Here is a 21,609-nt window from a genome sequence, read left to right as displayed (position 1 = left end):
TCACCCACCCACCGGCGCACCCCCTGCCGGCCCTCCCGTTCAGTCGTAGTCGCTGCCGCTGACCGCCCAGGCCAGGCCGGTCGCGGGGTCCTCCAGCGCGAGGTGCAGGTGCCAGACCTCGTCGGCGCTCTCGCACCAGGTGAAGCAGCGCATCCGGGCCACCAGGGCCGCCACCCCCGCGACCGAGCGGCGCCCCGCCGGGTCGGCCATCGCGGCCAGCACCCGCCAGACCGCCAGCCGGCCACGCGCCGCGCCGCCCGAGCGCCCGTAGGCACCGGCGCCCGAACCGGCCCGCACCAGGGCGGGGTAGACGGTGGCGAACGGCAGGTAGCCCGCGACGGTCTCGACGTGCGGAGCGCCGGTGCCGGCGAACAGCGCGGCGGCCTGCGGGGCGGTGCCGCGCAGGCAGCGGGCGTCCAGCCAGTCGCACAGGCCGCGCAGCGCGGCGGTGGCCGGCTGCTCGGCGCCGGGCAGCGCCGGCCCCGGTGCGGGCAGCCGGACCGGGCCCAGCCCCTCGCGGCTGTCCGGCAGCGGGAAGTGCGAGGTGGCCGCGCCGTCGGCCCGGTAGGCGGTGACCCGGTGCGCGGGCTCCCAGCCGGCCTGCTCCCAGGGGAGCAGCACCAGCGGGACCGCGCTTCCCGGGCTGACCTCCCGGCCATCCGTCAGGTCCTCGCCGAGCAGCACCCGGGTGTGCGCGGCCAGGGTGCGCACCGGCTCGGGCAGCGGCAGCCGGGCCAGTACCGCCCAGGGCTGCCGGGCCGCCAGCACCTCCCAGAGCGGCCCGACCCAGCCGTCCCGCTCGCCGGCCGCCGCCCCCGGTCCGGCGGCCGGATCGAAGAGCGCGGCGGCGATCGGGGCCGGGGCGCCGAGGGCGAGTTCATGGCCGAGCGCGGCCGTCCGCTGGGCCGCCGCCTGCTCGCCGACCCGGGCGGCAACCCGGGCCCGGGTGCGCCGATAGCCGTCGAGCAGCCGGGCCCAGTGGCGGTCGGCCGCCGGTTCGCCGACTTTCGGGTCCTGGTCCGTGATCACATTTGTCAGCGTACGGTCCAATCGGCGCCGTCCCCTGACACCACGTCAGCCCGGTGCGTCGCCGCCGGTCGACCGGGCCCGCCACTGGGTCCGGTCACTCGAACTCGGTGCCGCCCTTGCGGGTCAGGTACGCGCCGCTGACCGCCTTGGCGATCGCCCGGCCGCCGAGCACCGGGCTGTGCCGCTCGACCACGGGCCTGATCACCACGCCCTCGCGCAGGTGCAGCGCCCGTCCCGAGACGGTCTCCCGGCCCTCGGCGTGGGCCAGCACCACGGCCGGGTCGAACGGCCCGCGCCACAGCTCCGGCACCAGCGGCAGCTGCCCGCTGAGCAGTTGCGCGGCGGAGAGCCAGTGCAGCTGACCGTCGATCAGCGCCGAGACGTCGAAGACCGCGTAGCCCGGCAGTTCGGCGCGGCCCGAGCTGCCGTACGTCAGGTCCTGCACGCCCGTGCCGAAGACCTCGCCGAAGATGCCGATGCGCTCGGCCCCCAGCCGCTCGGCCAGCGCGGCGGCCACCGCCGGCACGCCGTGCGCGCGCACCGCCCGCCAGTAGAGGTTGCGGTCGTCGGCCTTCAGCGCCAGGTGCTGCGCGCCGACGCCCTTGGAGGAGACCTGCACCTCGCCGGTGGCGACGTGGTAGGTGAACAGGCAGCAGCTGCCGTGCAGTTTCTCGGTCAGCACCACCGGTTCGCCCGGCTCGAAGATGTCGGGGAACCGCTGCAGGTTCTCGATGTCGACCCAGGGCAGCAGCTCGGGGGCCGGCTCCAACTCGCCGTTCATCGCGGTCGGGATCGGCGGCTGCCACTTGGTGATGCCGAGCTGCCCGGCGAAGTCGCGGCCCTCGGCGGCGGCCTCGGCCAGGTCGGTGCCGGCCAGCGCGCGCGGGCGGCAGACGATGCCCTGGGAGAGCTCGCCGCGCAGCCGCACCGCCCTGACCCGGTCCGCGCCGGACCCGGCCAGCTTGCCGGTCAGCCCCAGCTCCTCGATCAGCGCGGCGGGCAGCACCGACTGCTCGGGGATGTAGAGCGCGTAGTCGCCGGTGCGGTAGGCGCCCTTGGCCACCACCGCGCGGTACAGGCCGACCTGGGCCAGCTCCAGCGCGTCGGCGTTGGGGTGCTCGAGCACGGTCAGCCGCTCGGCGGTGACCCGTAGCGTGGACATCGGATGTTCTCCCCCTGGAGTCGATCGGAAATCGGGCCGGAATGGACCGGTGAATCGTTCCGGTCGGCCCACTCTGCTGCCTGGACGACCGCCCCGGCCAGCGGTTTTCGGCCACCGGAAGCAGCGGCGTCCGAACGTTCGCACAGCCGGCACCAGCGTTTGGGGACGGGCACGCTGTGCAAAGGCACAGGGGATTTCAGGCTCGCATCTGCGGCACTATGATCGCCACAACGCCCGCAGATACGAGCACAGCAGGCTCAGGCGCCGCTCTGGTCACCGCCACCCCGGCAGTCACCGCGCGCGCACTGGGCCCTCGCGCACGTCCCGGCGGAGCCAGGGTCGCCACCTTCCGTCGCACGGCGCGGCGGACCGGCCCGCACCTTGACCGCACCGCCGGGTCCCTGAGGACCTGGCAGGAGGGGAACAGCATGCCCACCACCCGGATCCGTACCGCCGCGGCCGCTCTCGTCGCACTCGCGCTGGCCGGTGGCCTGAGCGCCTGCGGCAGCTCGGCGAAGTCGAGCAGCGCCGGCTCGTCGTCCTCGGCGGCCGCCGCGTCCTCGTCCGGCCCGGCCGTCAAGGGGACCATCACGGTCTTCGCCGCCGCCTCGCTGCAGGACGCCTTCACCGCGCTCGGCAAGAGCTTCGAGGCCGCCCACCCCGGCACCACGGTGAAGTTCAACTTCGGTGGCAGCTCCGCGCTGGCCCAGAGCATCGTCTCCGGCGCCCCGGCCGACGTCTTCGCCGCCGCCTCGCCGGCCACCATGAAGACCGTCACCGACGCCAAGGGCGCCGCCGACACCCCCACCGTCTTCGTCCGCAACACGCTGGAGATCGCGGTCGCCAACGGCAACCCGAAGCACCTCACCTCGCTCCAGTCGCTCGCCGCCCCCGGCGTCAAGGTGGCGCTCTGCGCGCAGCAGGTCCCGTGCGGCGCGGCCGCCGTGACCGCCCTCAAGCTCGGCAACGTCAACCTGACCCCGGTCACCCTGGAGCAGGACGTCACCAGCGCGCTGACCAAGGTCGAGCTCGGCGAGGTGGACGCCTCGATCGTCTACCAGACCGACGTCAAGTCGGCCAACGGCAAGGTGGCGGGCGTGAACTTCCCGGAGGCCGCCAAGGCGATCAACGACTACCCGATCGCCGACCTGGCCAAGGCGCCGAACCCGGACGGTGCCAAGGCCTTCGAGCAGTACGTCGAGTCGCCGGCCGGCCTCGCGGTGCTGACGGCGGCGGGCTTCCAGCTGCCGAGCGCCTCGTCCGCCGCCCCCTCGGCCGCGGCCTCCTGAGGCTGTCATCGTGACCAGGCGGGCCCCCCGGCCCCGGATCCCGATCGCGCTGCTGCTGCCGGCCCTGCTCGGACTGGTCTTCCTGGTGCTGCCGCTGGTGGGCCTGCTGGTCAAGGCCCCCTGGCGGTCGCTGCCGGCGGAGCTGTCCAGCGCCGAGGTCTGGCAGGCGCTGCGGCTCTCGCTGATCTGCGCCACCGCCGCCACGGCGATCTCGCTGGTGCTCGGGGTGCCGCTGGCCTGGCTGCTGGCGCGCACCGAGTTCCCCGGGCGGCGGGTGATCCGCGCCCTGGTGACCCTGCCGCTGGTGCTGCCGCCGGTGGTCGGCGGGGTGGCGCTGCTGCTGGTGCTGGGGCGCAACGGGATCGTCGGGCGCTGGCTGGACTCCGCCTTCGGGATCACCCTGCCGTTCACCACCCCCGGGGTGGTGGTCGCCGAGGCCTTCGTCGCGATGCCGTTCCTGGTGATCAGTGTGGAGGGCGCGCTGCGGGCCGCCGATCCGCGCTACGAGGAGGCGGCGGCCACCCTCGGCGCCTCCCGGCTGACCGCGTTCCGGCGGGTCACGCTGCCGCTGATCGCCCCCGGGGTGGCGGCCGGCGCGGTGCTCGCCTGGGCCCGCGCGCTGGGCGAGTTCGGCGCCACGATCACCTTCGCCGGGAACTTCCCCGGCACCACCCAGACCATGCCACTGGCGGTCTACCTGGCCCTGGAGAACGATCCCGAGGCGGCGATCGCGCTCAGCCTGGTGCTGCTCGCGGTCTCGATCACGGTCCTGGTGGGGCTGCGCGGACGATGGCTGAGCGCAACATGACGGACCGTCAGAAAGCGGGCCTGGAAGCCCATCTGCGGGTCGAGCGGGCGGGCTTCACGCTCGACCTGCGACTGCGGGCCGCCGCCGGCGAGGTGATCGCGCTGCTCGGCCCGAACGGCGCGGGCAAGTCGACGGCGCTGCGCGCGCTGGCCGGCCTGCTGCCGCTCAGCGGCGGACACCTGCGGTTGGACGGACGGTCGTTGGAGGAGCCGGCGGCCGGCCGGCACACCCCCGCCGAGCGGCGCCCGGTCGGCGTGGTGTTCCAGGACTACCTACTCTTCCCGCACCTCAGCGCGCTGGACAACGTCGGCTTCGGGCTGCGCTGCCAGGGGCAGTCGAAGCGCGAGTCACGGGCCGTGGCGGCGAGTTGGCTGGAGCGGATGGGCCTGGCCGAGCACGCCGCCGCCCGCCCGGCCAAGCTCTCCGGCGGGCAGGCCCAACGGGTGGCGCTGGCCCGGGCGCTGGCGGTGCGGCCCCGGCTGCTGCTGCTGGACGAGCCGCTGGCCGCCCTGGACGCCCGCACCCGGCTCGATGTCCGCTCCCAACTGCGGCGGCACCTGGCCGAGTTCGAGGCGGTCGCGGTGCTGGTCACGCACGACCCGCTGGACGCGATGGTGCTGGCCGACCGGCTGGTGGTGATCGAGGACGGCACCGAGGTGCAGTCCGGCACCCCCGCCGAGGTCGCCCGCCGGCCGCGCACCGACTACATCGCCCGGCTGGTCGGCCTGAACCTTTACCAGGGCACCGGCGAAGGGCAGTTGGTGCGACTGGCGGACGGCGTGACGCTGGCGGCGGCCGAAGAGGTGTCCGGGCCCGCCTTCGTGGCGTTCGCGCCCGCCGCCGTGACCCTCCACCGCGAGCGGCCCGCCGCCGACGCCCGCAACCTCTGGGAGCTCACGGTGGCCGGGCTCGACCTGCACGGCGACCAGGTACGGGCCGAGCTGACCGGCGCGTTGGAGCTGGTCGCCGACCTCCCTCCGGCGGCGGCCGCCGAACTCGACCTGACCCCGGGCGCGCGGGTCTGGGCCTCGGTGGCAGCGGCGCAGGCGCACGCGTATCCGGCCTGAGCCCTGGCGGCCGGCCTTACCGCAGCGCCGGGTGGTCGGCGACCACCGTGCACGAGCCCGGGGCGATCTCCCTGCGCCTGGGTCCTGCACCCGGGCCGCACCGGTCGCGATCTCCAGGCCGAGCTGGTCGCACAAGCTGGTCACGCAGACGCAGCGGGTACGGACCGAACCGCCCTATCGGCAGCAGCGGCCCGAAATCCGCAAGACGACATCACAGAACCTGGCGCGGCCACACTCACCAGGCAGCGGAACCCGATCTCAGAAGCTTCACGTATGTCGGATGCGCAGCGCGTCATCGGGGAAGCAGCTGTCCCAGCCCTGGTCCAGCCGCATCCAGGTCGCGGGCTGCCCGTCCTCCGCGACCAGCGGCTGTTCCGGGTCGCCGATCGCGGCATAGGACAGGGACAGCGTCACCGGCAGACCCGGGCCGAATGACCGCACCGCCACCGCGGCGGGCCGCTCCAACAACCGTGGCCGCAGTCCAGTCTCCTCGGCCAGTTCCCGGGCCGCGCCATCACGCGGACACTCTCCGGGCTCAACCTTGCCACCTGGCGGGACCAGCCCGCGCCACGGATGCCTGACCAGCACGATCTGCTCCAGGGCTGTATCCAGGACCCACACCTCGGCGCCCAACGGCTCCACGGCGCCAACCAGCGCAGAGCGCAACCAGGACCTGGCCCGTTCGAACTCGAGCGTCGCGCTCCCGGCGTCAGCGACGGCAGCATCAAGCGGACGCTGCTCAAACACGCTACGGATCATTGCGACAGGCTAGAGACCGCCACCGACACCACCGGGCCGCAGCGGCCAGCCGCAGCAATGGCCGTCGCCGCGGCGGCCGCGCACGCCGCCACGCCGCATCGACGCATCGACGCAACACCATCAGCGGCACGCAGAGCCTTCAGCGGTGTGACCGAGCGGGAGCCGGCCAAACGGCAAGCCACCCCGCCCTGACGGACGACGCCAGCAGGGCGGCAGAGCGCCCGTCAACGAGCTTCGATGAACCCGAAGCTCTGGTACATCCAATCCAGCCCGGTTGTGATCAAGCCGGCGCGGTCGGCGTCGCTTAATAGGGGAGCTGTTGTGATTGTCAGAGCCATCTGCCGCAGAATCCTGCGGTCAGTCGCGCCGAGGCGACTCAGGTCGATGACGTCCCCGAGGAGCTGTTCCAGCGGCTGGCGGCTCGGTGCTAAGCCGCAGCTCGACCGTGGGAGGGGCGGCCCAGGGCAGCGCTCCGGGATCGTTGGTCACTGCGCGGGGCAGCAGTTGCCCGGCGGCCGCCCACGCGGCGTCCAGCACGGTGCGGACCTCGTCCAGGCTCAGCCGGGCTGAGTGCTGCGTACCGGCTGCCTCCTCAAGGGCCGCACGCCAGGCGGCGGCATCGTCGATCCGTACCTCTCCGCAGGTGATCAGCATGCTCCCCCAGACAGTCAGCATCACCTCGGCAGTCAGGGCCGCCTTCCCGTCCGGCCGATCGACCGCGCACACGTAGCTCGCCCGTTCCCGCGCTGTTGCCGTTCTCGCCCAAGCGCCGCTCTCCGGCCCGCGCACTACTGCCGCGGTGTGCGAACAGCGCGGCAAGGGCAGCGGCGCGCGGGCTGTCAGGCAGGGCAGCAGCCAGCGCTTGGCGCCGCTCCGGTGTGACCGCGAGGATGTCAACGTTCTTCCAGGGGAAGGTGGCCAGGACGCGCAGCCGCAGGTACGGCTGCGCGGGGCCGGCGGTCCAATAGGTGGCGGCGAAGGTCTGGTCGAGGGAGAACGCGGGTGCCGGCTCCCAGCACCAGGGGCCAACCGGGCCCCGGCGCCGCAGCCATCCGCGCCCCCAACTGCCGCCCTCCAACTCGACTTCGGTCTCGGTGATCCGGGGCAGACGGAACCCGCCAAGCCCTCACCGCTCGCCGCCGTCGCCGTCGCCAAGTGCGGTCGCGGGACCGTCCAGCACGCCCCTGTGGACGACGTGTGCCCGGTGCAAGCTCACCGGGGCACACAGGGCGACTGTCGGGGCCGTTTCGGCGGCCCTGATGAGTCGAGCGCCGAAGGCCCCGACGGGCCGTCACCCGGGCTGCCCGCTCCGCCTTCGGCGGCGGACGGCCCGGAGCACGCGAAGCCCGGCCGTGTCGGGCCTGCCCCCTGGACACCGTCGGGCGAGCACGCGCAGTTGTGCCTCAAAGGTAGCGAGGTCGAGCGGCCAAGTCGTGCCTTGCGGCAGGCCGAGAAAGAGCTTGTCCATGGTGGCGGGGTCCTGTCCAGGCGCTCGTGCAGCGAAGGGAAGCTGCTCCCCCAGGTACGCAAGGGTTCTGACAGAACTCGGTGGCTGGGGTTCTTGAGCGCCCTCGATTCGTACCAGCCGTCCCACACGTCCGTGCCGGAGCAAGCACCGCTGATGTCCCGCTTGGGAGTGAACCGCGGAGAAGCGGCACGAATCCGTCCATGGGAGCGCTACGTTGGTGTCCTGTCACAGACCTTTGAGGAGAACCGGCGGCGTGACCAGCGAGCAGGATGCCATCGACACGGCCGTGGACGCCGTCGTCTCCGCAGTACGGGCCGGTGACACCGCCGCTCTGTACGAGGCCGTGATGCCACCGGCTGGCGTGAGGACGCCTCCCGACGAGGCCGCCAGGTGGTTCGGCTTGCTCCTGATCCGCCTGGCGCTTGCCGCCTCGGCGGCCTGCGAGTTGGAACGGGGCTGTTCCCGGGAGGCCCTCTCGCGGTGGATCGCGGATGTGCTGGGGCCGCCGCCCACCCCCGCGCTGATCCGCGGTGCGGACCCAGCCCGTATCGACCACGTCGCGGCCGCCAGTGCCGCGGCCGACCACGCCCGGTACGTCGCGTACACCGTCGACCTGATGGGGGTGGGCCTTGCCACGCCGGGCGAGGACGTGGACCCGCGGATCGTCGACGCCCACCAGGCGGCGACGAACGACAAGACGACACGCATCAACGTGATCGTGCTGCTCGCCAGCCTCGCCGCCGCGCCCTCCCGGCAAGGATGAGCCCGCGCGGCACCTTCGCTGTCGACGGCCGGGGCCGACCCGTTCGGCTGGGTCGAGTCCAAGTAGGCCCGCCACCTGAAAACTCCGGAGGCGGACCCCGAGTGACGTCAGAGTCCGTCTACCGGGTGATCGGGTGCGCGTCGATCGCGTTCGACACAACCATGCTGACTGTTCATCAGATTGCGCGAACTGGCGATTGTCGGCTGGTTCGGCCGTCGGCACCGACCAGGGCCCCGGCGTCCCGGCCAACCCGTGCGCCGCCTGCAGCGACCGCGGGCTCAAGCAGGACGTGCTCCCGGTGACGGTCTGCCGCCTCACGCACCTCCGCCTCCTGAGGCACCGCCCAGTGGACACCGCGCGCCGCCTCACGACGCCGACCGCTCCGTCTCCGGTCCCTGCCGGTACATCTGCGCCGGCTTGACTCCGGCGAACTGGCCGCCGTCGATGGGCAGTACCGCCCCGGTGACGAACGAGGCTTGGTCGGAGCAGAGCCAGAGCACCGCCGCCGACACCTCCGCGACGCGGCCGACCCGTCGCATCGGCGTCGCCTCGGCCGCCAGCAACTGCGCCCGCTCGCCCGCCGCTTCGAGACGGTGGGTGAGGATCGGGCCCGGTGCCACGGCGTTGACCCGGATCCCCTGGTCGGCGTATTCCAGTGCCGCGACCCGGGTCAGCGCGATGATCCCGGCCTTGCCGGCGGTGTACCCGGCGAGGCCGGCCACGCCGTGCAGGCCGGCGATCGAGGCCATGTTCACGATCGCCCCGCCCGACCCGTGCGGCATCGCCGCGATCTGGTACTTCATGCCGAGGAACGTGCCGCGGATGTTGGTGCGGATCGCGCGGTCGAAGTCCTCGGGGTCGATCTCGGCCAGCGGGGCCAGGGACGACCCGTCGGTCGCGTTGTTGAATGCGGCATCGAGCCGGCCGTAGGTGTCCAGCGTGGTGGCGACCAGCCGCTCCATCGCTGCGGCGTCGCCCACATCGGTGGGCACGGCGATCGCGCGGCCTCCCTCGGCCCGGATCCGGGCAGCGAGCGACTCCAGGGCCTGCCCGTCCCGGGCGGCGAGCACCACGGCTGCACCTTCGCGGGCGAAGGCCCGTGCCGTCCCGGCGCCGATCCCGCGGCTTGCCCCGGCCACGAGGGCCACTCTTCCGTCGAACGTCCCAGTCTCGGACATCATCAGACCTTCCGGTAGAGGATCGGCATCGCCGTCGTCCCGTTGGCCCGCAGGTTCGCCAGGACGTAGCCGCGGTACGAGCTCTTGCCGAACTGCCTGGCCGCGAATCCCAGCAGGCCGGTGTCCCAGCGCGCGTGGTTGACGAAGACGTAGTCGGCCGGGCCGACGGGTGCGAGCAGCGTGGAGTTGTCCAGCCCCGTCTCGGTGACGTACCAGCCGGCGAGGTGCTCCCACAGGCGGGTGGCGACCTCGGCGTCCTCGGCCACGAAGTGGTTGAACAGGAACAGCCCTTGGCGGTTCTTGTCGACGTCGCCCAGGTAGCGCAGGCAGTGCGCCGCCATCTCGTGCACGTCGTCGGCGACCTGGGTGGTCTCGGCGACCATCCGCTGGTACGGCTGCGACTTCCGGACCCCGTCGAGCACGTCCACCGACTCGGCCTCCACCAGCACCACCACGTCGAACCGCGCCGGGTGCACGGCGGCCACGGGTGCCGGCGGGAGCAGGACGGCCCGGAAGACGGTGGCCCTTCGCACCGTGTCCAGGCGCTCCAACTCCGCGGCGAGCAGCTTCAGTCGGCCGAGCAGCGCCGCCTTGCGGGTGCCGCCCCGGGGGAACGGGGTCCGCCCGCGCGTCGGTTCGACGGCGGCGGCGAGGTGGAGGTAGCCGGTGGGCGGGGGTTCGGGGAACGGGGGCGGCGCGTACTCGCGCCGCGGGTTGACGATCCGCAGATCCATGACGTCACCTTCCTTCCCTCTCAACGTTAGGCATCTAATGCTTCCATGTCAAACGATTCGACGCCTATCGATCCTGCTATCCTGGAGCCATGCCCGGACCCACCCATCCCCCACTCGGCCTGCACCTCGGCCGCACCGCCAGGAGCGTCGGCCGCGCCTTCGACAATGCACTCGCCGAGGTCGGCGGGTCGATGCCGGCCTGGCTGATCCTCATCTCGCTCAAGTCCCACCAGCTCGGCAACCAGCGCGAACTGGCCGACGCGGTCGGCATCCGCGGCGCGACGCTCACCCATCACCTGAACGCGATGGAGGCCGACGGCCTCGTCACCCGCAGGCGCGACCCCGCCAACCGCCGCATCCACCAGGTGGAGCTCACCGAGAAGGGCGAGGCCGCCTTCGACGCGATGCGCGGCGCCGCGATGGCCTTCGACCAACGCCTGCACCGCGGCCTCTCCGAGGAGGAGACCGCCGCCTTCGAGCGCGTACTCGACAAGCTCCAAGACAACATCAGCGACTGATAACTTGCCCGCGATCCACCGTCCCGCGGACCGAGCCGGGATACCGCACACACGCCACGGTCCGTCGGCGGTGCCCGCGGCATCCCGGACCAGGCCACCGACTCAGCGCTCGAACGGAAGCGGACCGGCGGTGCGGATCACCCGATCCGCACCGCCGGTCCGCTTCCCGTCGACCAGCCCGCCTCGCTGAGGGGTCGGCTCCCGGTCAGTCAAGGCGGACGTCGTCGTCGACGCCGACAGCCGTGGCTTCGACGGCGGCAAGCTGGTCAACGGCCGCTATCTTGAGCCCACACCGAGGCGTCCTTCATGTAGGCGAAGCGGGCTCGAAGTCCCCCAACTTGCTTGGCGGTCCCTCCGGCCAATCGCCAGACCCGCTCGCGGGGTTCGGCCCGTGCCCGCCGGATGGCCGCAAGGCCAGGGGCCCGGCCGCGGCGAGAGTGTCGACCAGGCGGGAGACGGCGCTGAGCCTCTGGTGACCGCGCCGCCCGCGCCCGTCCATCGGACAGGTCGGGGCGGTGTCGCACCATTGCGGGGACACCTGCCCGTCGTACCCAGTGGCGGGAGCACCATCCTCACCCCCTCCAAGAAGACCCGCCGGAGGCATGCGACTGCCGGGACCGCGCGTTCCTCGCCCGCTACGTTGCCGTGTTGGGGTCAGCGTGGTGCGTTCACGGGCGTCGTAGGCGCGGGGTGGGGCAGTAGCGCGTGCCGCCTTCGACTGCGACAGTTGGCCCGGGGGCGATCTCGGTGAAGCCCGCGTCGCGCACCAGCGGCAGCCGGCCGTCGCTCAGCTCGCTCCAGCGCCCCCGCTCGGCGGTCCGCACCGCCAGCGCGAAGCCGTTGGCGGCCCACTCCTTGCGCTGCGCCTCGTCCAGCCGCCACCAGGCGAGCTGGGCCGCGTGGCCGGTCTGCGCCATGGTCTTGCCGGCGGTCATCTCCAGCTCGGGGTTGAGCCAGAGCACCGGCAGGTCCTCGGCGGGCGGCGCGAGCACCGTGTCCTCGGGGTCGCTCAGCTCGGTGCCGGAGACCTGGAGCTTGGCCAACTCCTTGGGCCAGCCGTCCAGCGGGACCGGCGGGAAGACCCGCACCTCGGCCCGCTCCCCGGTGACGGTGATGCCGGGCAGCTCACCCGTCTTGCGCCACTCGCCACCACGGGCCCGCCGGACCACCTTGCGGATCCGGGCGTCCTCCCAGTGGTGCACCAGCTCGGCCCACTCACCGTCGCCGGTCGACCGGGGGTCGGCGAGCAAGGTGAGCACCGCGCGGGCCGAGGTCTCCAGCGCGTCGGTGCGGGCCGGCGGCTCGGCCTTCTCCAGGTGGACCACCAGCGGCAGCACGTACTGCGGCTTGGCGTCGCGGTCCACGGGGGCGGCGGCCGGGCTCGGGGCGTCGAAGGGCTCGGAGGGTTCGGAAGCTGAGGTCACTCCGACAGGCTACCGGCGGCGCCGGGCGAGCCCGCTACCTGCGGTAGCCGCGACCGGGCTCGCGCTCCTCCGCCTCCTCGTAGGGCAGGAACCAGCCCTCGGGGTGGGTGGCGGCCAGCAGCATGTCCAGCCGCGTCGAGCTGTCCTCCTGCGGGTCCTGCCCGGCCAGGTCGTACACCCCGAGCAGCTCGTCGGAGCCGCCCTCCCAGTCGTAGTCGTACAGGTCGGCGGGCAGGTCGCCCATCAGGTCGGCCACCGCCTGGGGTTGCGCGCCCAGCAGCGCGCGGGCGTCGGCCAGCGCCAGGCGCAGCGCCAGTTCCTCGCCCGGGCTGCGCGGCAGCGGCCACTCGCCGAGCCCGAGGTCCTCGGCCAGGTCGTCGAAGGCCCGGGCCATGGCCCGGCGCCAGGACCGGTGCATGCCCCAACTGACCTGCGGCAGGCGGGCGAAGACGGCCCAGTCCTGGTCGTCCTCGTCGACCACCGGCTCGTCGCCGTGCTCGTCCAGGTCGTCGTAGGCGGCGTCGGCGAGCGCGAGCAGCTGGGTGTGCAGCAGGCAGGCGGTGCGCGGGGTGAGGGTCCAGTCGCCCGGCTCGCTGTCCTCGCCGTCCAGCGGGAAGAGTTCGGCGAAGTCCGGCGCGAAGTCCTCGGTGGCGCTGATCTCCAGGGTGCCGCCGATCGCCTCGATCCCGGGCACCGCGCCGATCAGCCGGTCCGGGTGCAGCAGCGCGCCGAGCGCGGCGTGCGGATCCTCGGAGACCTCGCGCAGCAACTCCATCCGCTGGGTGGCGGGGTCGATCCCGGTGAAGTCGAACTCCTCGACGGCCGCCACGGCCGCCGCCCGCAGCGCCGGCCAGTCCGTCACCCTGATCCCGAGCACCACGGTCGCCTCGACCTCCAGTGCCCCCGGATTGTCGGTCGCGCCCGGCCCCTGCGGATGATCACGTCGCTCGCCCATGCGCCTACGGTACGGCTTTTCTTCGCGCCGCTCACCGGTGCGGTGGAGGTTTTCGGGCGCGGCTGCCGGACCTCGTGCGGTCCGCCGCGCAGGATGGGCAGATGAGCAATCTCGATGAATACGGTGGCGGGCCTGGACCGGGTACGGACGTTCTGGTGGTGACCACCAACGACGTTCCGGGGTACCGGGTGGATCGGGTGATCGGGGAGGTGTTCGGACTCACAGTGCGAAGTCGACACTTGGGCACGCAGATCGGGGCCTCGTTCAAGTCGATGCTCGGCGGCGAGCTGAGGGGGCTGACCAAGACCCTGGTGGAGAGCCGCAACCAGGCGATGGAGCGGCTGGTCGAGCAGGTCAGGGCACGCGGCGGCAACGCGGTGCTGGCGATGCGCTTCGACGTCACGGAGGCTGCCGGAACACCCCTGCATCTTATCTGAGCTGCGGAAACAGCACTGATCCCCGCGAACGCACGCACCCCGGGGGTGCGCGCGGGCGGGCCCGTTTCGGGGGCTCAGGCAGTGGCTGTGTGGTCCATCAGCCGAAAGAAGTCCAGCGGTCCAGCCGGGATGCCTCCCGCCTCCAGCTGCGCCATGAATGCGTGGTAGTCGGCAGTGTCGTAGGCGTCGTGGTCTATGTCCATGGGCCCAATCCGGGCATCCAAGGACAGGGCGTATGAGAGCGCCTTGAGGTCGGCCCCGGCGGCATCGCAGAGCTGCGCCATGGCGTCAAGGAACGTCGCCTTGGTCGCAAGGAACGCGGTCCGGCCGCCCTCGTTCAGTTCGTCTTGGGTGATGGTCACCCCGCCAGTCTGGCACGGCTTCCCCGGACCTTCCGGACGGCCCGGGGAAGCCTACGCAGACCGACGTACTACGCGACCAGGACCAGCGGAGCGACGTCGCCGCCGGGGCAGGGGGCCGCCGGTCGGCAGTCGGAACCGGAGCACGAGGCGGCGTCCGAGGCGAACCACACCTTCGCCTCAGCGCCGTACCCAGCCGCCTTCAGCGCGTCCACGGTCTTCCGGACCATGCCCGGGGTGCCGTAGTCGGGCGCGGGCTCGTGGTGGATGAATCGACCGCCGGTCAGTTCACCCATGAACGAGACATACCGGCGCGTCCGCAGAACGCTGGCGTGCCACACCTCGTCCATGTCCGCCGTGAGCGCGTACCCGGAGTCCGGGTCGTCGGCGACAAGGGTGGCCCAGTCAGCCCACGCTCGCACCAGCATGGTGATGTACTCCCAGTCGAACCCGGGGTTCTCCTTCGCCACGTCGGCCGCCAGGTCGGCCGCGTACTGCGCGAACTCCCCGTCCAGCAGCTCCGCGCCCCGCGAGCGCGTGAGGGTGTCGGACATAATGGTTGTCCCTCCTACGGGATGGCATCCGGCGTGGCCGCCGGATGTGCCGCCCGGTGCTCTGACCAGCGCCGGGCGGCAGCTCCCCAGGGGCGTCTGACCGCCCTCCGGGGATGCCTCCGCTGTCCCTGTTGACTCTTCCCCGGGCAGCGGGAGCGTGTGTGGTTCGTCCTTCGAGCTTTGGCCTCCCATGAGCCAGCGGGCGGTTCAAGGGACCAGACGGTCCAGGGGCAGCGCGTACACACCTTCGCCGATGGGGCGGAACCCGTGCCGCTCCCAAGCCGTCCGGAGCTTGGCCACCGCCTCTTCGTCCGGCCGCCTCACCTCGGGGTCGTCCGACTCATAGGCGCATGGCTCGTCCGGCCCGTGGCCGTGCAGTGGTGCGGGGTAGCAGACGGCCACCGTTCCGGGGACGGCCAGCCGACGGAGTGCGGTCACGGCCAAGCGCATCCCAACGCCCTTGCCCCGCCACTCGTCCGTGACGTGGACCGACTCCAGCAGCAGGAGAAGCGTGGGGTTCATCTCGGCCAGCTGCGGGATCAGGCCCTCATCCTCGGTGAAGATCACGCGCGGGATGCGGTCGAGAAACCCGAGGTCCACCCGCAGCACCGCGCGGGGGGTCGGGGTCACACCGGGGACTACCCGGGTGATGGTGGCGGTGCCAAACCCCTTCGTGTCGCTCGGCGTGTAGAACTTAGCCGTCCAACGCTCAGCCCGAGCCGTCCAGTCCTCATCCGCGAACTGGTGCAGGGCGTAAGCGATGTGGAGACGGTCCGGGTTCGACATGGCGACTCTCCTCACGATGGGTGGGCGGGCCCCGCCCAGGCGGCAAGGACCCGCCCGATGGACCCTACTGCGACGGCGGGGTGGGGTTCTCCGGGGCGGGGTTGCCCTGGTGCTTCGGCGGGGGCTTCTCGGCTCCCTTGTGCTTGGAAACGATGATCTCCATGCGCATGGCTGTCTCCTCCTACTCGGCGGTGTTGGTCTCGGGGCATTCGCCGTCCGGCGGCATGGGGCCGGGCGGGCGCTCGGTCGGGACGGTCATACTGAGGACTCCTCACACTGAGTCGAGCCGACCACCCTTTGGTGGCCGGGCCGTTCGGTGTTGCGGACCCCGCTCCGGTCGGCATGCGGTCCAAGGAACGTCGATCGGGGCGGGAGCTTTGCGCCCGTGCCAGGAGCGAGAACCCTTTCCGGCTCCCGGCACGGGGGTCTCAGATGCGGTGGCGGTGGCGAGCCATGCCCTCACGCAGCCGCCGCATGGTGTCCGACTCGGCGGGCTCCAACGCGCCGGGGCCGGAGGGGGACTCCGGGTCGCTGGGCTGCTCGTCGGCCTCGGGTTCGAAGTCAGGCGATTCGGCCGGCAGCTGGAGCTGACTGCCCATCACGCTGCCTCTTCCGGCGCTCGATGCATGGGGCACTCGCAGTGCTTCACGTAGACGTGCCCCGGACTCAAGTTCGCGGTCATGCGCTCCACAGCCGTGGGGTCGTAGTCGCCCAGGGGGTTACCGGTGCGGGGCTTGGTGCGCTGCTCCTCGCGGTACTGCGCCAGGGCCTGACGGCTGGCCGTGGGCCTGCTGCGCTCCGGCGGGGGCTCGTTGTGCACTGCTGCGGACACGGGTGACCTCCTCAAGGCACCGGGGAGTGACTTAACACAGAGGGTATGAGACACGTGACTGTCGGGAGTAGCATTGCGGGTGCTCTAAGGCACTGACGGCGCATCACTTCCCTAGGGGTGGACCATGGCCAGCACCGGTAAGCCATACACAGTCATTGCGGACCACTACCGGCAGGCCATACTGTCCGGCGAGCTGGAGCCCGGCACGAAGCTACCCACCAACCGCGCCATGACGGACCGATGGGGCGTGTCGTCCGCAACCGTCAGCCGCGCACTGCAACACCTGGTTGTGGAGGGGTACGTCAGGACCAGCCCGCGCGGAACATACGTAGCCGACGAAGCCACCGTCACCGCCAGCTCCCGGGATCGACTCCTACAGGTCCAGCGCGTCAGGTCCAGTCTCATGGCCGGAGAGACAAACATCGTTACCGTGGCAGAGCTCAAGGTGCCGCCCCTGTACGTCGCCGACCTGTTCGACCTCGAACCGGGGGATCAACTCGTACGGCGGGAGTTCGTCACCGGCCGGGGCAAGCACCGCACGATGTACCAAGGGGTCTACTACCCAGTGCAGTTCGCCGCACTGGTACCCGATCTGCTGTCCACAGCACCTGGGAAGAACGGTGGCCTCCTCGCCAAGGTGTTGGAGGCCACCGGACGCACCATCACCCACGCCCGCGACGACATGCACGGCAGGGACGCCAACGCCCGCGAAGCGTCCAACCTCGGCATCAAGGTCGGGGCTCCGATCCTCGCAGGAGCCCACCGATTCTCGGATGCTGACGGAGTCATCGAGTACGGGGAGTGGTGCATCCCCACCCGGTACACCATTGGTTACGAGTACGTGCCCTGACGATCAGTCGGAACCTGACTACGGATCCTTGCCCCCGTGGCCGGCGGACCTCCGAGCCGAGGGACCCCGACGGACCTTAGAACGCACGAAAAGCCCCGGCCAGCCACCAAGTGGAGGCAAGCCGTGGCTAGTTGGTGACGTCAGTCGTCCGGGTGAAGCGGCGGCCCGCCGGAGCAGTCGCAGACGCCCCGGGCGTGGTCGAGCTCGGTCAGCCACAACGACAGGTCGTCCACCAGTTCAGCCGCGTGCCGCCGGGCGACCGCCTCCGGGTCCTGCCTGCGGCGGGCCATCAGAGACGCCCTGACCAGCGTGCCCCGGCAGCCGAGCGGGCGTTGTGGCCGCGCGGCGCGGTGTCCGGGGCGGGGCGGAGCGGGCGGAGCACCCTGTCGGCGGCGGTGCGGTTGCGTTCGGCCTGGGCAATGGCAGGGTGGATGACCTTGACCCCGGCTCGCATCCCGCCGTTGATCATCCGGCCGTCTCGGCGGACCTGATCTTCGAGTGCTTCGGCCTCGGCCAGCAGGGCGGCGGCGTTGTCGAGTAGGACGTGATCGGCGGGGTCCAGGACTTGGCCGGGGATGGGCTCCCCGCCGTCCGGATCGGGAAGATCCTCCGTGAACTGGCGGATCAGCCGGGCCCGGATGCGGTCCCGCCGACTCCCGGCCGGGCGTCCGCTGGTCTCGGGGGGGTCGTTGGTCATGGTGCTGCCTTCGTGGGGTATTGAGTACGGGCCGGAAGGGCCTCCAGCCCAGTGCGTGCACGGGATTTGGGCTTGAAAGTGGTCTGGTTCTCTGATCGCATCGGATCTGAGCTGCTATGACGCCCCGGAGGGGAGAGAGACGCAAAGGAGAGTCACCCCCCGGGCTCAGCTCTCGGTGTCACACACCGAACAGCTCACCTGACGACACGGAGGTCGTTCTTCTTTCGTTGATCGATACCATCAACTCGCGTTGTTTTAGCGCGAGTTCGTTGGACTCTTTGGCTGCGGTAACTGCGGAATTTTCCGCAGTTACCTGCGGAGTGGGTCCACTCTCCGTCCACTCATGTCCAGATGGACATGAGTGGACGGAGCAGCAGCCCGCTCACCCTCGGAATTGTCCGAGGCACCTCACGACGGGGTGTCCTCCCGAGGCTCATGTCAAAACTGACATGAGCCAACCGTCCACGGTCACCACGCCCGCCGGATCAGCCGCTCGGCGATGGCCTGGTGATCGGGCTTGGCGGGGGCGGTCGGGTCGAGTCCACCCCGGCCGAAGAGCGGGCGCGGGACGGCGGCCTCGGCCAGATTGCGGCACAGCGCGTCCAGGTCCACGAAGGGTGCGGCGGCGCGGGCAGCGTCAGCGGCAAACGGCGGCAGCGAGTACGCGGTGATGACCTGCTCCGCCTCGGCCCGGCGGGCGTCCTCGGCGGCCTGGCCGCGTAGCTCGTCGGCCTCGACGGACGCGCCGCTGTGCTCCTCACGGATGTGGGCCAACTCGGCTTCCAGGTCGGCGATCCGGGCGTCTCGCGGGTCGGGCTCGGGCTCCGGCCGGCCGGAGGGGTCAGCCTCGGTGGGCGGGGGCGTCGGTGCGTCGTACGGGGTGGGGGTGTCGGGATGGGCGACACCGCCGGGGATGGCCTCGGCGGGCGTGGGGCGGTCCGTGGACAGGGGTCTCTCCGGTCTTCGATCAGAGGGCGTGAGGGGCCCGCCAAATGCCCAAACGGGCATTTGGCGAGCACGGTGGCGGCGCGAGGCCCCGCCTCGGGGGGCAGGCGAGGGCAGGGCCAAGTGTCATTTTTGACACCTGGCCGGTGCGTCTCGGGTGGCGCGGAACTGGTCCGTTTGAGCCGGTTAGGCGGGATGGCTCAATGCCCGTTTGGGCATTGAGCCCTGGGCGCTCAAATTCCATTTGGAGTTTGAGCGCCCGGCGGGATGGCGGGAACCTTGGGAAATTTTTCCCAAGGTCCCCGGACGGGGGCTACACCTTGGCGGGCGGGGTGAGCGTGAAAGCGATCGCGCGGGTGGCGTCGATGGTGGCCACGCCGCACAGGGTGTCCACGATGGAGACCTCGGACTTCACGGACGGGTCGAAGTCCATGGTCACTCGCAGCGCGTACGAGTTGTCGGCGGCGGAGACCGAGCGTGCCCCGCCCTGGACCTCGTTGGGGGCGCGGACGGCCAGGGCGTATGCGGTCTTGTGGAAGGCGACCGCGCCGTCCAGGTAGGGCGAGACGACGACGCGGAAGCCGAACAGGTCGCCCATGGTCGCGTTGCGCAGCGCGTGGGGGTCTCCGGACTCGTTGACCTTCTGGAGCTGTTCGACGTCCAGGAGGACGTTCTGTGCGTCGGGGCCGATGGCGAGGAAGCGGTCCGTGGCGGGGATCTCGCGGCGGGTGAAGTCGGCGGCGGCTGCGGTCAGCATCTTCACGACGTGACCGACATCGCCCGGCTTGGCGTCCGCCTTGATCACCCGGGCTCCGGTGGCCTTGCTCGCGGCGTTCAGCAGCGCTGCGGCGGCCTTCTCGACGTAGGTCGAGACGGCGTCCATCTGCGGCTTGAGGACCTGCTCCCCGAAGCTTTCGATGTTGAGGGTCATGTCCTTGGTGGTGAACGCTGCGGCGTCGGTGGGCTCGTCGGTGAGCTTCACCTGGGCGTGGCCCTCCTCCACCTTGGTGTAGACGGTAGTGCCGTTGAAGTTCTGGGCGACGCGGCGCTTGGGGGTCCGCACCCGCACCGAGTCGCCCCGCCCTCCGGTAAACGCGGCCTCGGCGTCACGCATCACGCACTCACCGAGCACGGAGTTCGAGCGCATCAGGGCCAGGCTCACGGCGACGACGTCGGATATCTCGAAGGTGTTGCTGGTCATACGGGTAGCGCCTTTCCTCGGGGTGCCCGCCGCAGTGGCGGGAACGGGCAAGCCCCGGCCATCTGCGGCACGGGGCTGGGGAGTTGGTGGTGTCGGGCGGTCAGCCGGCCGAAGCTGCGGGGAGCCCGTTGAACAGGTCGGCGGCAGTCGGCGCGCGGTGGCCCTCGGGGGCGCGGAACAGCCGGGCCTCACCGCTCATGAAGTGGGTGCCCGTCGTGCGGCGCAGGGTGAGCAGGGCGGACAGGAACGTGAACTCGGCGTCGGGGTTGGCCTCCCACGCTTCGTGGTTGACCACGTCGCGGTAGGTCAGTCCGAGCGCGTTGCACCACGTGAGGTAGTGCGCGGGGGTCGGGGTCTTGTCCTCGGCCTCCCAGGCGTAGACGGTGGCGAGGTGGACGCCGACACGGTCGGCGACCTCGGTGACGGACAGGTCCAGGGCCTTGCGGCGGGCGTTGAGGGTGATCGGGTGGATCATGGCGGCGGGTCCTTCGTTCGGTCGGGCGGCGGGGTTCATGATCACCAGGGGGTTCGGGGTGAAACGGCACGCTGGCGGCCTCGCCCGCCCCGAATTTGGTGATCATGGTTGGGGGCGCGGGTGGGGCTCGGCCCGCTCTGGCAAGGGGCTCGGCGGGTGCGGTGCGGGGTGCGGCCCCCTCCCTGGGGTCAGGGGGACGCGGGGTTTGCGCACGTCACGACATCCCCCCGAATCTGAGGTGGGGTCAGGCGTTCGCGGGGTGAGATCCACTCGGTCAGGAGCATGTCGCCCTTGTCGGTGTTGCAGTCGCGGCAGGCCCAGCGGAGATTGGCGATCTCCGTGAGCCCGCCGCGCGCCACCGGCTGGACGTGGTCCAGGACTTCACCCGGCGTGGCCAGCGCAGGCGGACAGTACGCACAGTGGCCGCCGAACCGCCGCGACACGTTGCGGCGGATCGACTCCCGGCGGTCCTTGATGCGGCGGCGCTGCTCGGCCTGGCAAGCGCGGCACACGCCGTCCGGGAACTGCATCACCTCCTTGCGGAAGCGGCAGCGTCGGCACGGGCGGGGCTTCTCGCCTTGATCTCTACCGGCCTGCCGGGCCTTGCGGCGGGCGTGCTCGGCGGCGCGGGAGCACTTCTCGGAGCAGTAGCGCCTGCGGGGGTCCGCCAGCGCGTCCACGACGCCCGTGCACCGGGGGTTGTGGCACGGCCGGGGGCCCTGTGCGGTGCGCTCCAGTAGCTCGGCGCGGCGGGCATCCTCACGGCGGCGAACCCTGCGGTCGGCCGCGCACCGTTCGCAGTAGGTGACCTGCCCAGCGCGGGCGGGCCGCCTACCCGACGGCTCGCCGCACTCACCGCACAGCGCGGGGTCCGCAAGCTCTCTCAGCGCCGCGCGCTGGGACTCCTGTGCCAGGGCGAACGCCCTGCGGCAGCGGTCGTCCGCACAGACCGCCTGCGGGCCGTCCCGGGCCCGGGGCCGCACCCCGCACACCCGGCACCGGGCCGTGATGGTCTCCATGTCCGGCACTCCTCCCCCCGACGAAACGCGGTGATCATGAACAGGTGCAGGCGCAACCGCCCCTCTCGCCTGCGGGCGAATCCCGAGGCAAAAGCAAGAGACCCCGGCACACGGCCGGGGTCTCTCACAGATGCAGCCAAAGGCACCGCGCGCCTGCATCTCTGCACATATGTTCAGGCAGTCCGGTTAACGCCGTCCCGTCTTCTCATGACAGAGAACGTCTCCACACATATTGAGCCGGGGCAGTTAACAAGCGTCAGGGTCGCGCGTGCCCTCCTCCTTCTACTCCCACCCTCGCGG

Annotated in this window: 25 protein-coding genes; 7 read left to right on the top strand and 18 right to left on the bottom strand. The window is 71.7% G+C overall.

From position 1 onward, the window contains the following. Positions 1–39: 39 nt before the first annotated feature. Entirely contained in the window at positions 40–1,029 is a 990-nt protein-coding gene (locus OG403_RS30235) for a hypothetical protein (RefSeq protein WP_329569983.1), read from the bottom strand. Positions 1,030–1,123: 94 nt separating this feature from the next. Continuing rightward, positions 1,124–2,191 carry an RNA ligase (ATP) gene (locus OG403_RS30230; protein WP_329569981.1) on the bottom strand — a complete coding sequence of 356 codons (1,068 nt, stop codon included), beginning with the start codon at positions 2,189–2,191 and terminating at the stop codon, positions 1,124–1,126. 428 nt (positions 2,192–2,619) lie between these two features. Here OG403_RS30230 and modA point away from each other — a divergent pair, with 428 nt between their 5' ends. From modA to OG403_RS30215, 3 genes are read left to right on the top strand one after another with little or no spacing between them, the layout of a single operon-like run. Then, entirely contained in the window at positions 2,620–3,480 is an 861-nt protein-coding gene (gene modA / locus OG403_RS30225; RefSeq protein ID WP_329569979.1) for a molybdate ABC transporter substrate-binding protein, read from the top strand. Positions 3,481–3,490: 10 nt separating this feature from the next. Further along, positions 3,491–4,288, top strand: coding sequence for a molybdate ABC transporter permease subunit (gene modB, locus OG403_RS30220; RefSeq protein WP_329569977.1), 798 nt, complete (start codon positions 3,491–3,493; stop codon positions 4,286–4,288). Continuing rightward, positions 4,285–5,355, top strand: a complete 1,071-nt coding sequence (locus OG403_RS30215; RefSeq protein WP_329569975.1) for an ABC transporter ATP-binding protein — start codon at positions 4,285–4,287, stop codon at positions 5,353–5,355. The genes modB and OG403_RS30215 overlap by 4 nt, the downstream gene beginning before the upstream one ends. 267 nt (positions 5,356–5,622) lie before the next feature. On the opposite strand, the gene OG403_RS30210 is transcribed toward OG403_RS30215, so the two are convergent. Next, the gene (locus OG403_RS30210) at positions 5,623–6,114 is read right to left on the bottom strand and encodes an NUDIX domain-containing protein (RefSeq protein WP_329569973.1); all 492 of its coding nucleotides are present in this window, start codon (positions 6,112–6,114) and stop codon (positions 5,623–5,625) included. Positions 6,115–7,835: 1,721 nt separating this feature from the next. On the opposite strand from OG403_RS30210, the gene OG403_RS30205 reads away from it, so the two are divergent. Next, the gene (locus OG403_RS30205; protein WP_329569971.1) at positions 7,836–8,345 is read left to right on the top strand and encodes a hypothetical protein; all 510 of its coding nucleotides are present in this window, start codon (positions 7,836–7,838) and stop codon (positions 8,343–8,345) included. 365 nt (positions 8,346–8,710) lie between these two features. Here OG403_RS30205 and OG403_RS30200 read toward each other — a convergent pair whose 3' ends face one another. Both OG403_RS30200 and OG403_RS30195 read right to left on the bottom strand, forming a co-directional pair. After that, positions 8,711–9,523 (bottom strand): SDR family NAD(P)-dependent oxidoreductase, encoded by an 813-nt coding sequence (locus OG403_RS30200; protein ID WP_329572645.1) that lies wholly within the window; start codon positions 9,521–9,523, stop codon positions 8,711–8,713. Positions 9,524–9,525: 2 nt separating this feature from the next. Then, positions 9,526–10,257, bottom strand: a complete 732-nt coding sequence (locus tag OG403_RS30195) for a hypothetical protein (RefSeq protein WP_329569969.1) — start codon at positions 10,255–10,257, stop codon at positions 9,526–9,528. Between the two features lie 89 nt (positions 10,258–10,346). On the opposite strand from OG403_RS30195, the gene OG403_RS30190 reads away from it, so the two are divergent. Then, positions 10,347–10,775, top strand: coding sequence for a MarR family winged helix-turn-helix transcriptional regulator (locus OG403_RS30190; protein WP_329569967.1), 429 nt, complete (start codon positions 10,347–10,349; stop codon positions 10,773–10,775). 668 nt (positions 10,776–11,443) lie between these two features. On the opposite strand, the gene OG403_RS30185 is transcribed toward OG403_RS30190, so the two are convergent. Further along, positions 11,444–12,199: a peptidyl-tRNA hydrolase gene (locus OG403_RS30185; protein ID WP_442911013.1), complete on the bottom strand. Its 756-nt coding sequence runs from the start codon at positions 12,197–12,199 to the stop codon at positions 11,444–11,446. 34 nt (positions 12,200–12,233) lie between these two features. Then, positions 12,234–13,154 (bottom strand): hypothetical protein, encoded by a 921-nt coding sequence (locus OG403_RS30180; RefSeq protein ID WP_329569965.1) that lies wholly within the window; start codon positions 13,152–13,154, stop codon positions 12,234–12,236. 101 nt (positions 13,155–13,255) lie between these two features. On the opposite strand from OG403_RS30180, the gene OG403_RS30175 reads away from it, so the two are divergent. Further along, on the top strand, positions 13,256–13,591 hold the full coding sequence (locus OG403_RS30175; RefSeq protein ID WP_329569963.1) for a YbjQ family protein: 336 nt from the start codon (positions 13,256–13,258) through the stop codon (positions 13,589–13,591). 74 nt (positions 13,592–13,665) lie between these two features. Here the strand turns inward: OG403_RS30175 and OG403_RS30170 are convergent, their stop codons facing one another. The 5 genes from OG403_RS30170 to OG403_RS30150 all read right to left on the bottom strand — a co-directional run bounded on the left by OG403_RS30170 (position 13,666) and on the right by OG403_RS30150 (position 16,122). Continuing rightward, positions 13,666–13,953, bottom strand: coding sequence for a hypothetical protein (locus OG403_RS30170; protein WP_329569961.1), 288 nt, complete (start codon positions 13,951–13,953; stop codon positions 13,666–13,668). A 68-nt stretch (positions 13,954–14,021) separates the two neighbouring features. Beyond that, complete coding sequence (locus tag OG403_RS30165) at positions 14,022–14,504, bottom strand: hypothetical protein (protein ID WP_329569959.1); 483 nt, start codon at positions 14,502–14,504, stop codon at positions 14,022–14,024. A gap of 207 nt (positions 14,505–14,711) precedes the next feature. Next, positions 14,712–15,290, bottom strand: a complete 579-nt coding sequence (locus tag OG403_RS30160) for a hypothetical protein (protein ID WP_329569958.1) — start codon at positions 15,288–15,290, stop codon at positions 14,712–14,714. A 428-nt stretch (positions 15,291–15,718) separates the two neighbouring features. Beyond that, complete coding sequence (locus OG403_RS30155; protein ID WP_329569956.1) at positions 15,719–15,889, bottom strand: hypothetical protein; 171 nt, start codon at positions 15,887–15,889, stop codon at positions 15,719–15,721. Beyond that, positions 15,889–16,122, bottom strand: coding sequence for a hypothetical protein (locus OG403_RS30150; RefSeq protein WP_329569955.1), 234 nt, complete (start codon positions 16,120–16,122; stop codon positions 15,889–15,891). The genes OG403_RS30155 and OG403_RS30150 overlap by 1 nt, the downstream gene beginning before the upstream one ends. Positions 16,123–16,246: 124 nt before the next feature. Here OG403_RS30150 and OG403_RS30145 point away from each other — a divergent pair, with 124 nt between their 5' ends. Beyond that, positions 16,247–16,972, top strand: coding sequence for a GntR family transcriptional regulator (locus tag OG403_RS30145; RefSeq protein ID WP_329569953.1), 726 nt, complete (start codon positions 16,247–16,249; stop codon positions 16,970–16,972). Between the two features lie 140 nt (positions 16,973–17,112). Here OG403_RS30145 and OG403_RS30140 read toward each other — a convergent pair whose 3' ends face one another. The 6 genes from OG403_RS30140 to OG403_RS30115 form a co-directional block, all read right to left on the bottom strand. Further along, positions 17,113–17,262, bottom strand: coding sequence for a hypothetical protein (locus tag OG403_RS30140; protein ID WP_329569951.1), 150 nt, complete (start codon positions 17,260–17,262; stop codon positions 17,113–17,115). After that, a complete protein-coding gene (locus tag OG403_RS30135; protein ID WP_329569950.1) occupies positions 17,262–17,669 on the bottom strand; it encodes a hypothetical protein in 408 nt (135 codons plus the stop codon). Before OG403_RS30135 ends, OG403_RS30140 begins: the two co-directional genes overlap by 1 nt. Positions 17,670–18,137: 468 nt before the next feature. Then, positions 18,138–18,443 (bottom strand): hypothetical protein, encoded by a 306-nt coding sequence (locus tag OG403_RS30130; RefSeq protein ID WP_329569948.1) that lies wholly within the window; start codon positions 18,441–18,443, stop codon positions 18,138–18,140. Positions 18,444–18,927: 484 nt separating this feature from the next. Next, positions 18,928–19,815 (bottom strand): P22 phage major capsid protein family protein, encoded by an 888-nt coding sequence (locus tag OG403_RS30125; protein WP_329569946.1) that lies wholly within the window; start codon positions 19,813–19,815, stop codon positions 18,928–18,930. A gap of 100 nt (positions 19,816–19,915) precedes the next feature. Next, positions 19,916–20,290 (bottom strand): helix-turn-helix transcriptional regulator, encoded by a 375-nt coding sequence (locus OG403_RS30120; protein WP_329569945.1) that lies wholly within the window; start codon positions 20,288–20,290, stop codon positions 19,916–19,918. A gap of 188 nt (positions 20,291–20,478) precedes the next feature. Then, positions 20,479–20,820, bottom strand: a complete 342-nt coding sequence (locus tag OG403_RS30115; RefSeq protein WP_329569943.1) for an HNH endonuclease — start codon at positions 20,818–20,820, stop codon at positions 20,479–20,481. Positions 20,821–21,609: the final 789 nt, after the last annotated feature.

It is taken from the genome of Kitasatospora sp. NBC_01266, from assembly GCF_036242395.1.
GTDB lineage: Bacteria > Actinomycetota > Actinomycetes > Streptomycetales > Streptomycetaceae > Kitasatospora.
The sequence above is the reverse complement of the archived record's forward strand: the minus strand, read 5'-3'. Positions and strand labels throughout refer to the sequence as shown.

Excerpts from the sequence above, each read along its gene's own strand:
- OG403_RS30230 (WP_329569981.1), bottom strand. The coding sequence starts at position 2,191 with ATGTCCACGCTACGGGTCACCGCCGAGCGGCTGACCGTGCTCGAGCAC.
- modA (WP_329569979.1), top strand. The coding sequence starts at position 2,620 with ATGCCCACCACCCGGATCCGTACCGCCGCGGCCGCTCTCGTCGCACTC.
- OG403_RS30215 (WP_329569975.1), top strand. The coding sequence starts at position 4,285 with ATGACGGACCGTCAGAAAGCGGGCCTGGAAGCCCATCTGCGGGTCGAG.
- OG403_RS30210 (WP_329569973.1), bottom strand. The coding sequence starts at position 6,114 with ATGATCCGTAGCGTGTTTGAGCAGCGTCCGCTTGATGCTGCCGTCGCT.
- OG403_RS30200 (WP_329572645.1), bottom strand. The coding sequence starts at position 9,523 with ATGTCCGAGACTGGGACGTTCGACGGAAGAGTGGCCCTCGTGGCCGGG.
- OG403_RS30195 (WP_329569969.1), bottom strand. The coding sequence starts at position 10,257 with ATGGATCTGCGGATCGTCAACCCGCGGCGCGAGTACGCGCCGCCCCCG.
- OG403_RS30190 (WP_329569967.1), top strand. The coding sequence starts at position 10,347 with ATGCCCGGACCCACCCATCCCCCACTCGGCCTGCACCTCGGCCGCACC.
- OG403_RS30180 (WP_329569965.1), bottom strand. The coding sequence starts at position 13,154 with ATGGGCGAGCGACGTGATCATCCGCAGGGGCCGGGCGCGACCGACAAT.
- OG403_RS30175 (WP_329569963.1), top strand. The coding sequence starts at position 13,256 with ATGAGCAATCTCGATGAATACGGTGGCGGGCCTGGACCGGGTACGGAC.
- OG403_RS30165 (WP_329569959.1), bottom strand. The coding sequence starts at position 14,504 with ATGTCCGACACCCTCACGCGCTCGCGGGGCGCGGAGCTGCTGGACGGG.
- OG403_RS30160 (WP_329569958.1), bottom strand. The coding sequence starts at position 15,290 with ATGTCGAACCCGGACCGTCTCCACATCGCTTACGCCCTGCACCAGTTC.
- OG403_RS30155 (WP_329569956.1), bottom strand. The coding sequence starts at position 15,889 with ATGGGCAGTCAGCTCCAGCTGCCGGCCGAATCGCCTGACTTCGAACCC.
- OG403_RS30145 (WP_329569953.1), top strand. The coding sequence starts at position 16,247 with ATGGCCAGCACCGGTAAGCCATACACAGTCATTGCGGACCACTACCGG.
- OG403_RS30140 (WP_329569951.1), bottom strand. The coding sequence starts at position 17,262 with ATGGCCCGCCGCAGGCAGGACCCGGAGGCGGTCGCCCGGCGGCACGCG.
- OG403_RS30135 (WP_329569950.1), bottom strand. The coding sequence starts at position 17,669 with ATGACCAACGACCCCCCCGAGACCAGCGGACGCCCGGCCGGGAGTCGG.
- OG403_RS30125 (WP_329569946.1), bottom strand. The coding sequence starts at position 19,815 with ATGACCAGCAACACCTTCGAGATATCCGACGTCGTCGCCGTGAGCCTG.
- OG403_RS30120 (WP_329569945.1), bottom strand. The coding sequence starts at position 20,290 with ATGATCCACCCGATCACCCTCAACGCCCGCCGCAAGGCCCTGGACCTG.
- OG403_RS30115 (WP_329569943.1), bottom strand. The coding sequence starts at position 20,820 with ATGCAGTTCCCGGACGGCGTGTGCCGCGCTTGCCAGGCCGAGCAGCGC.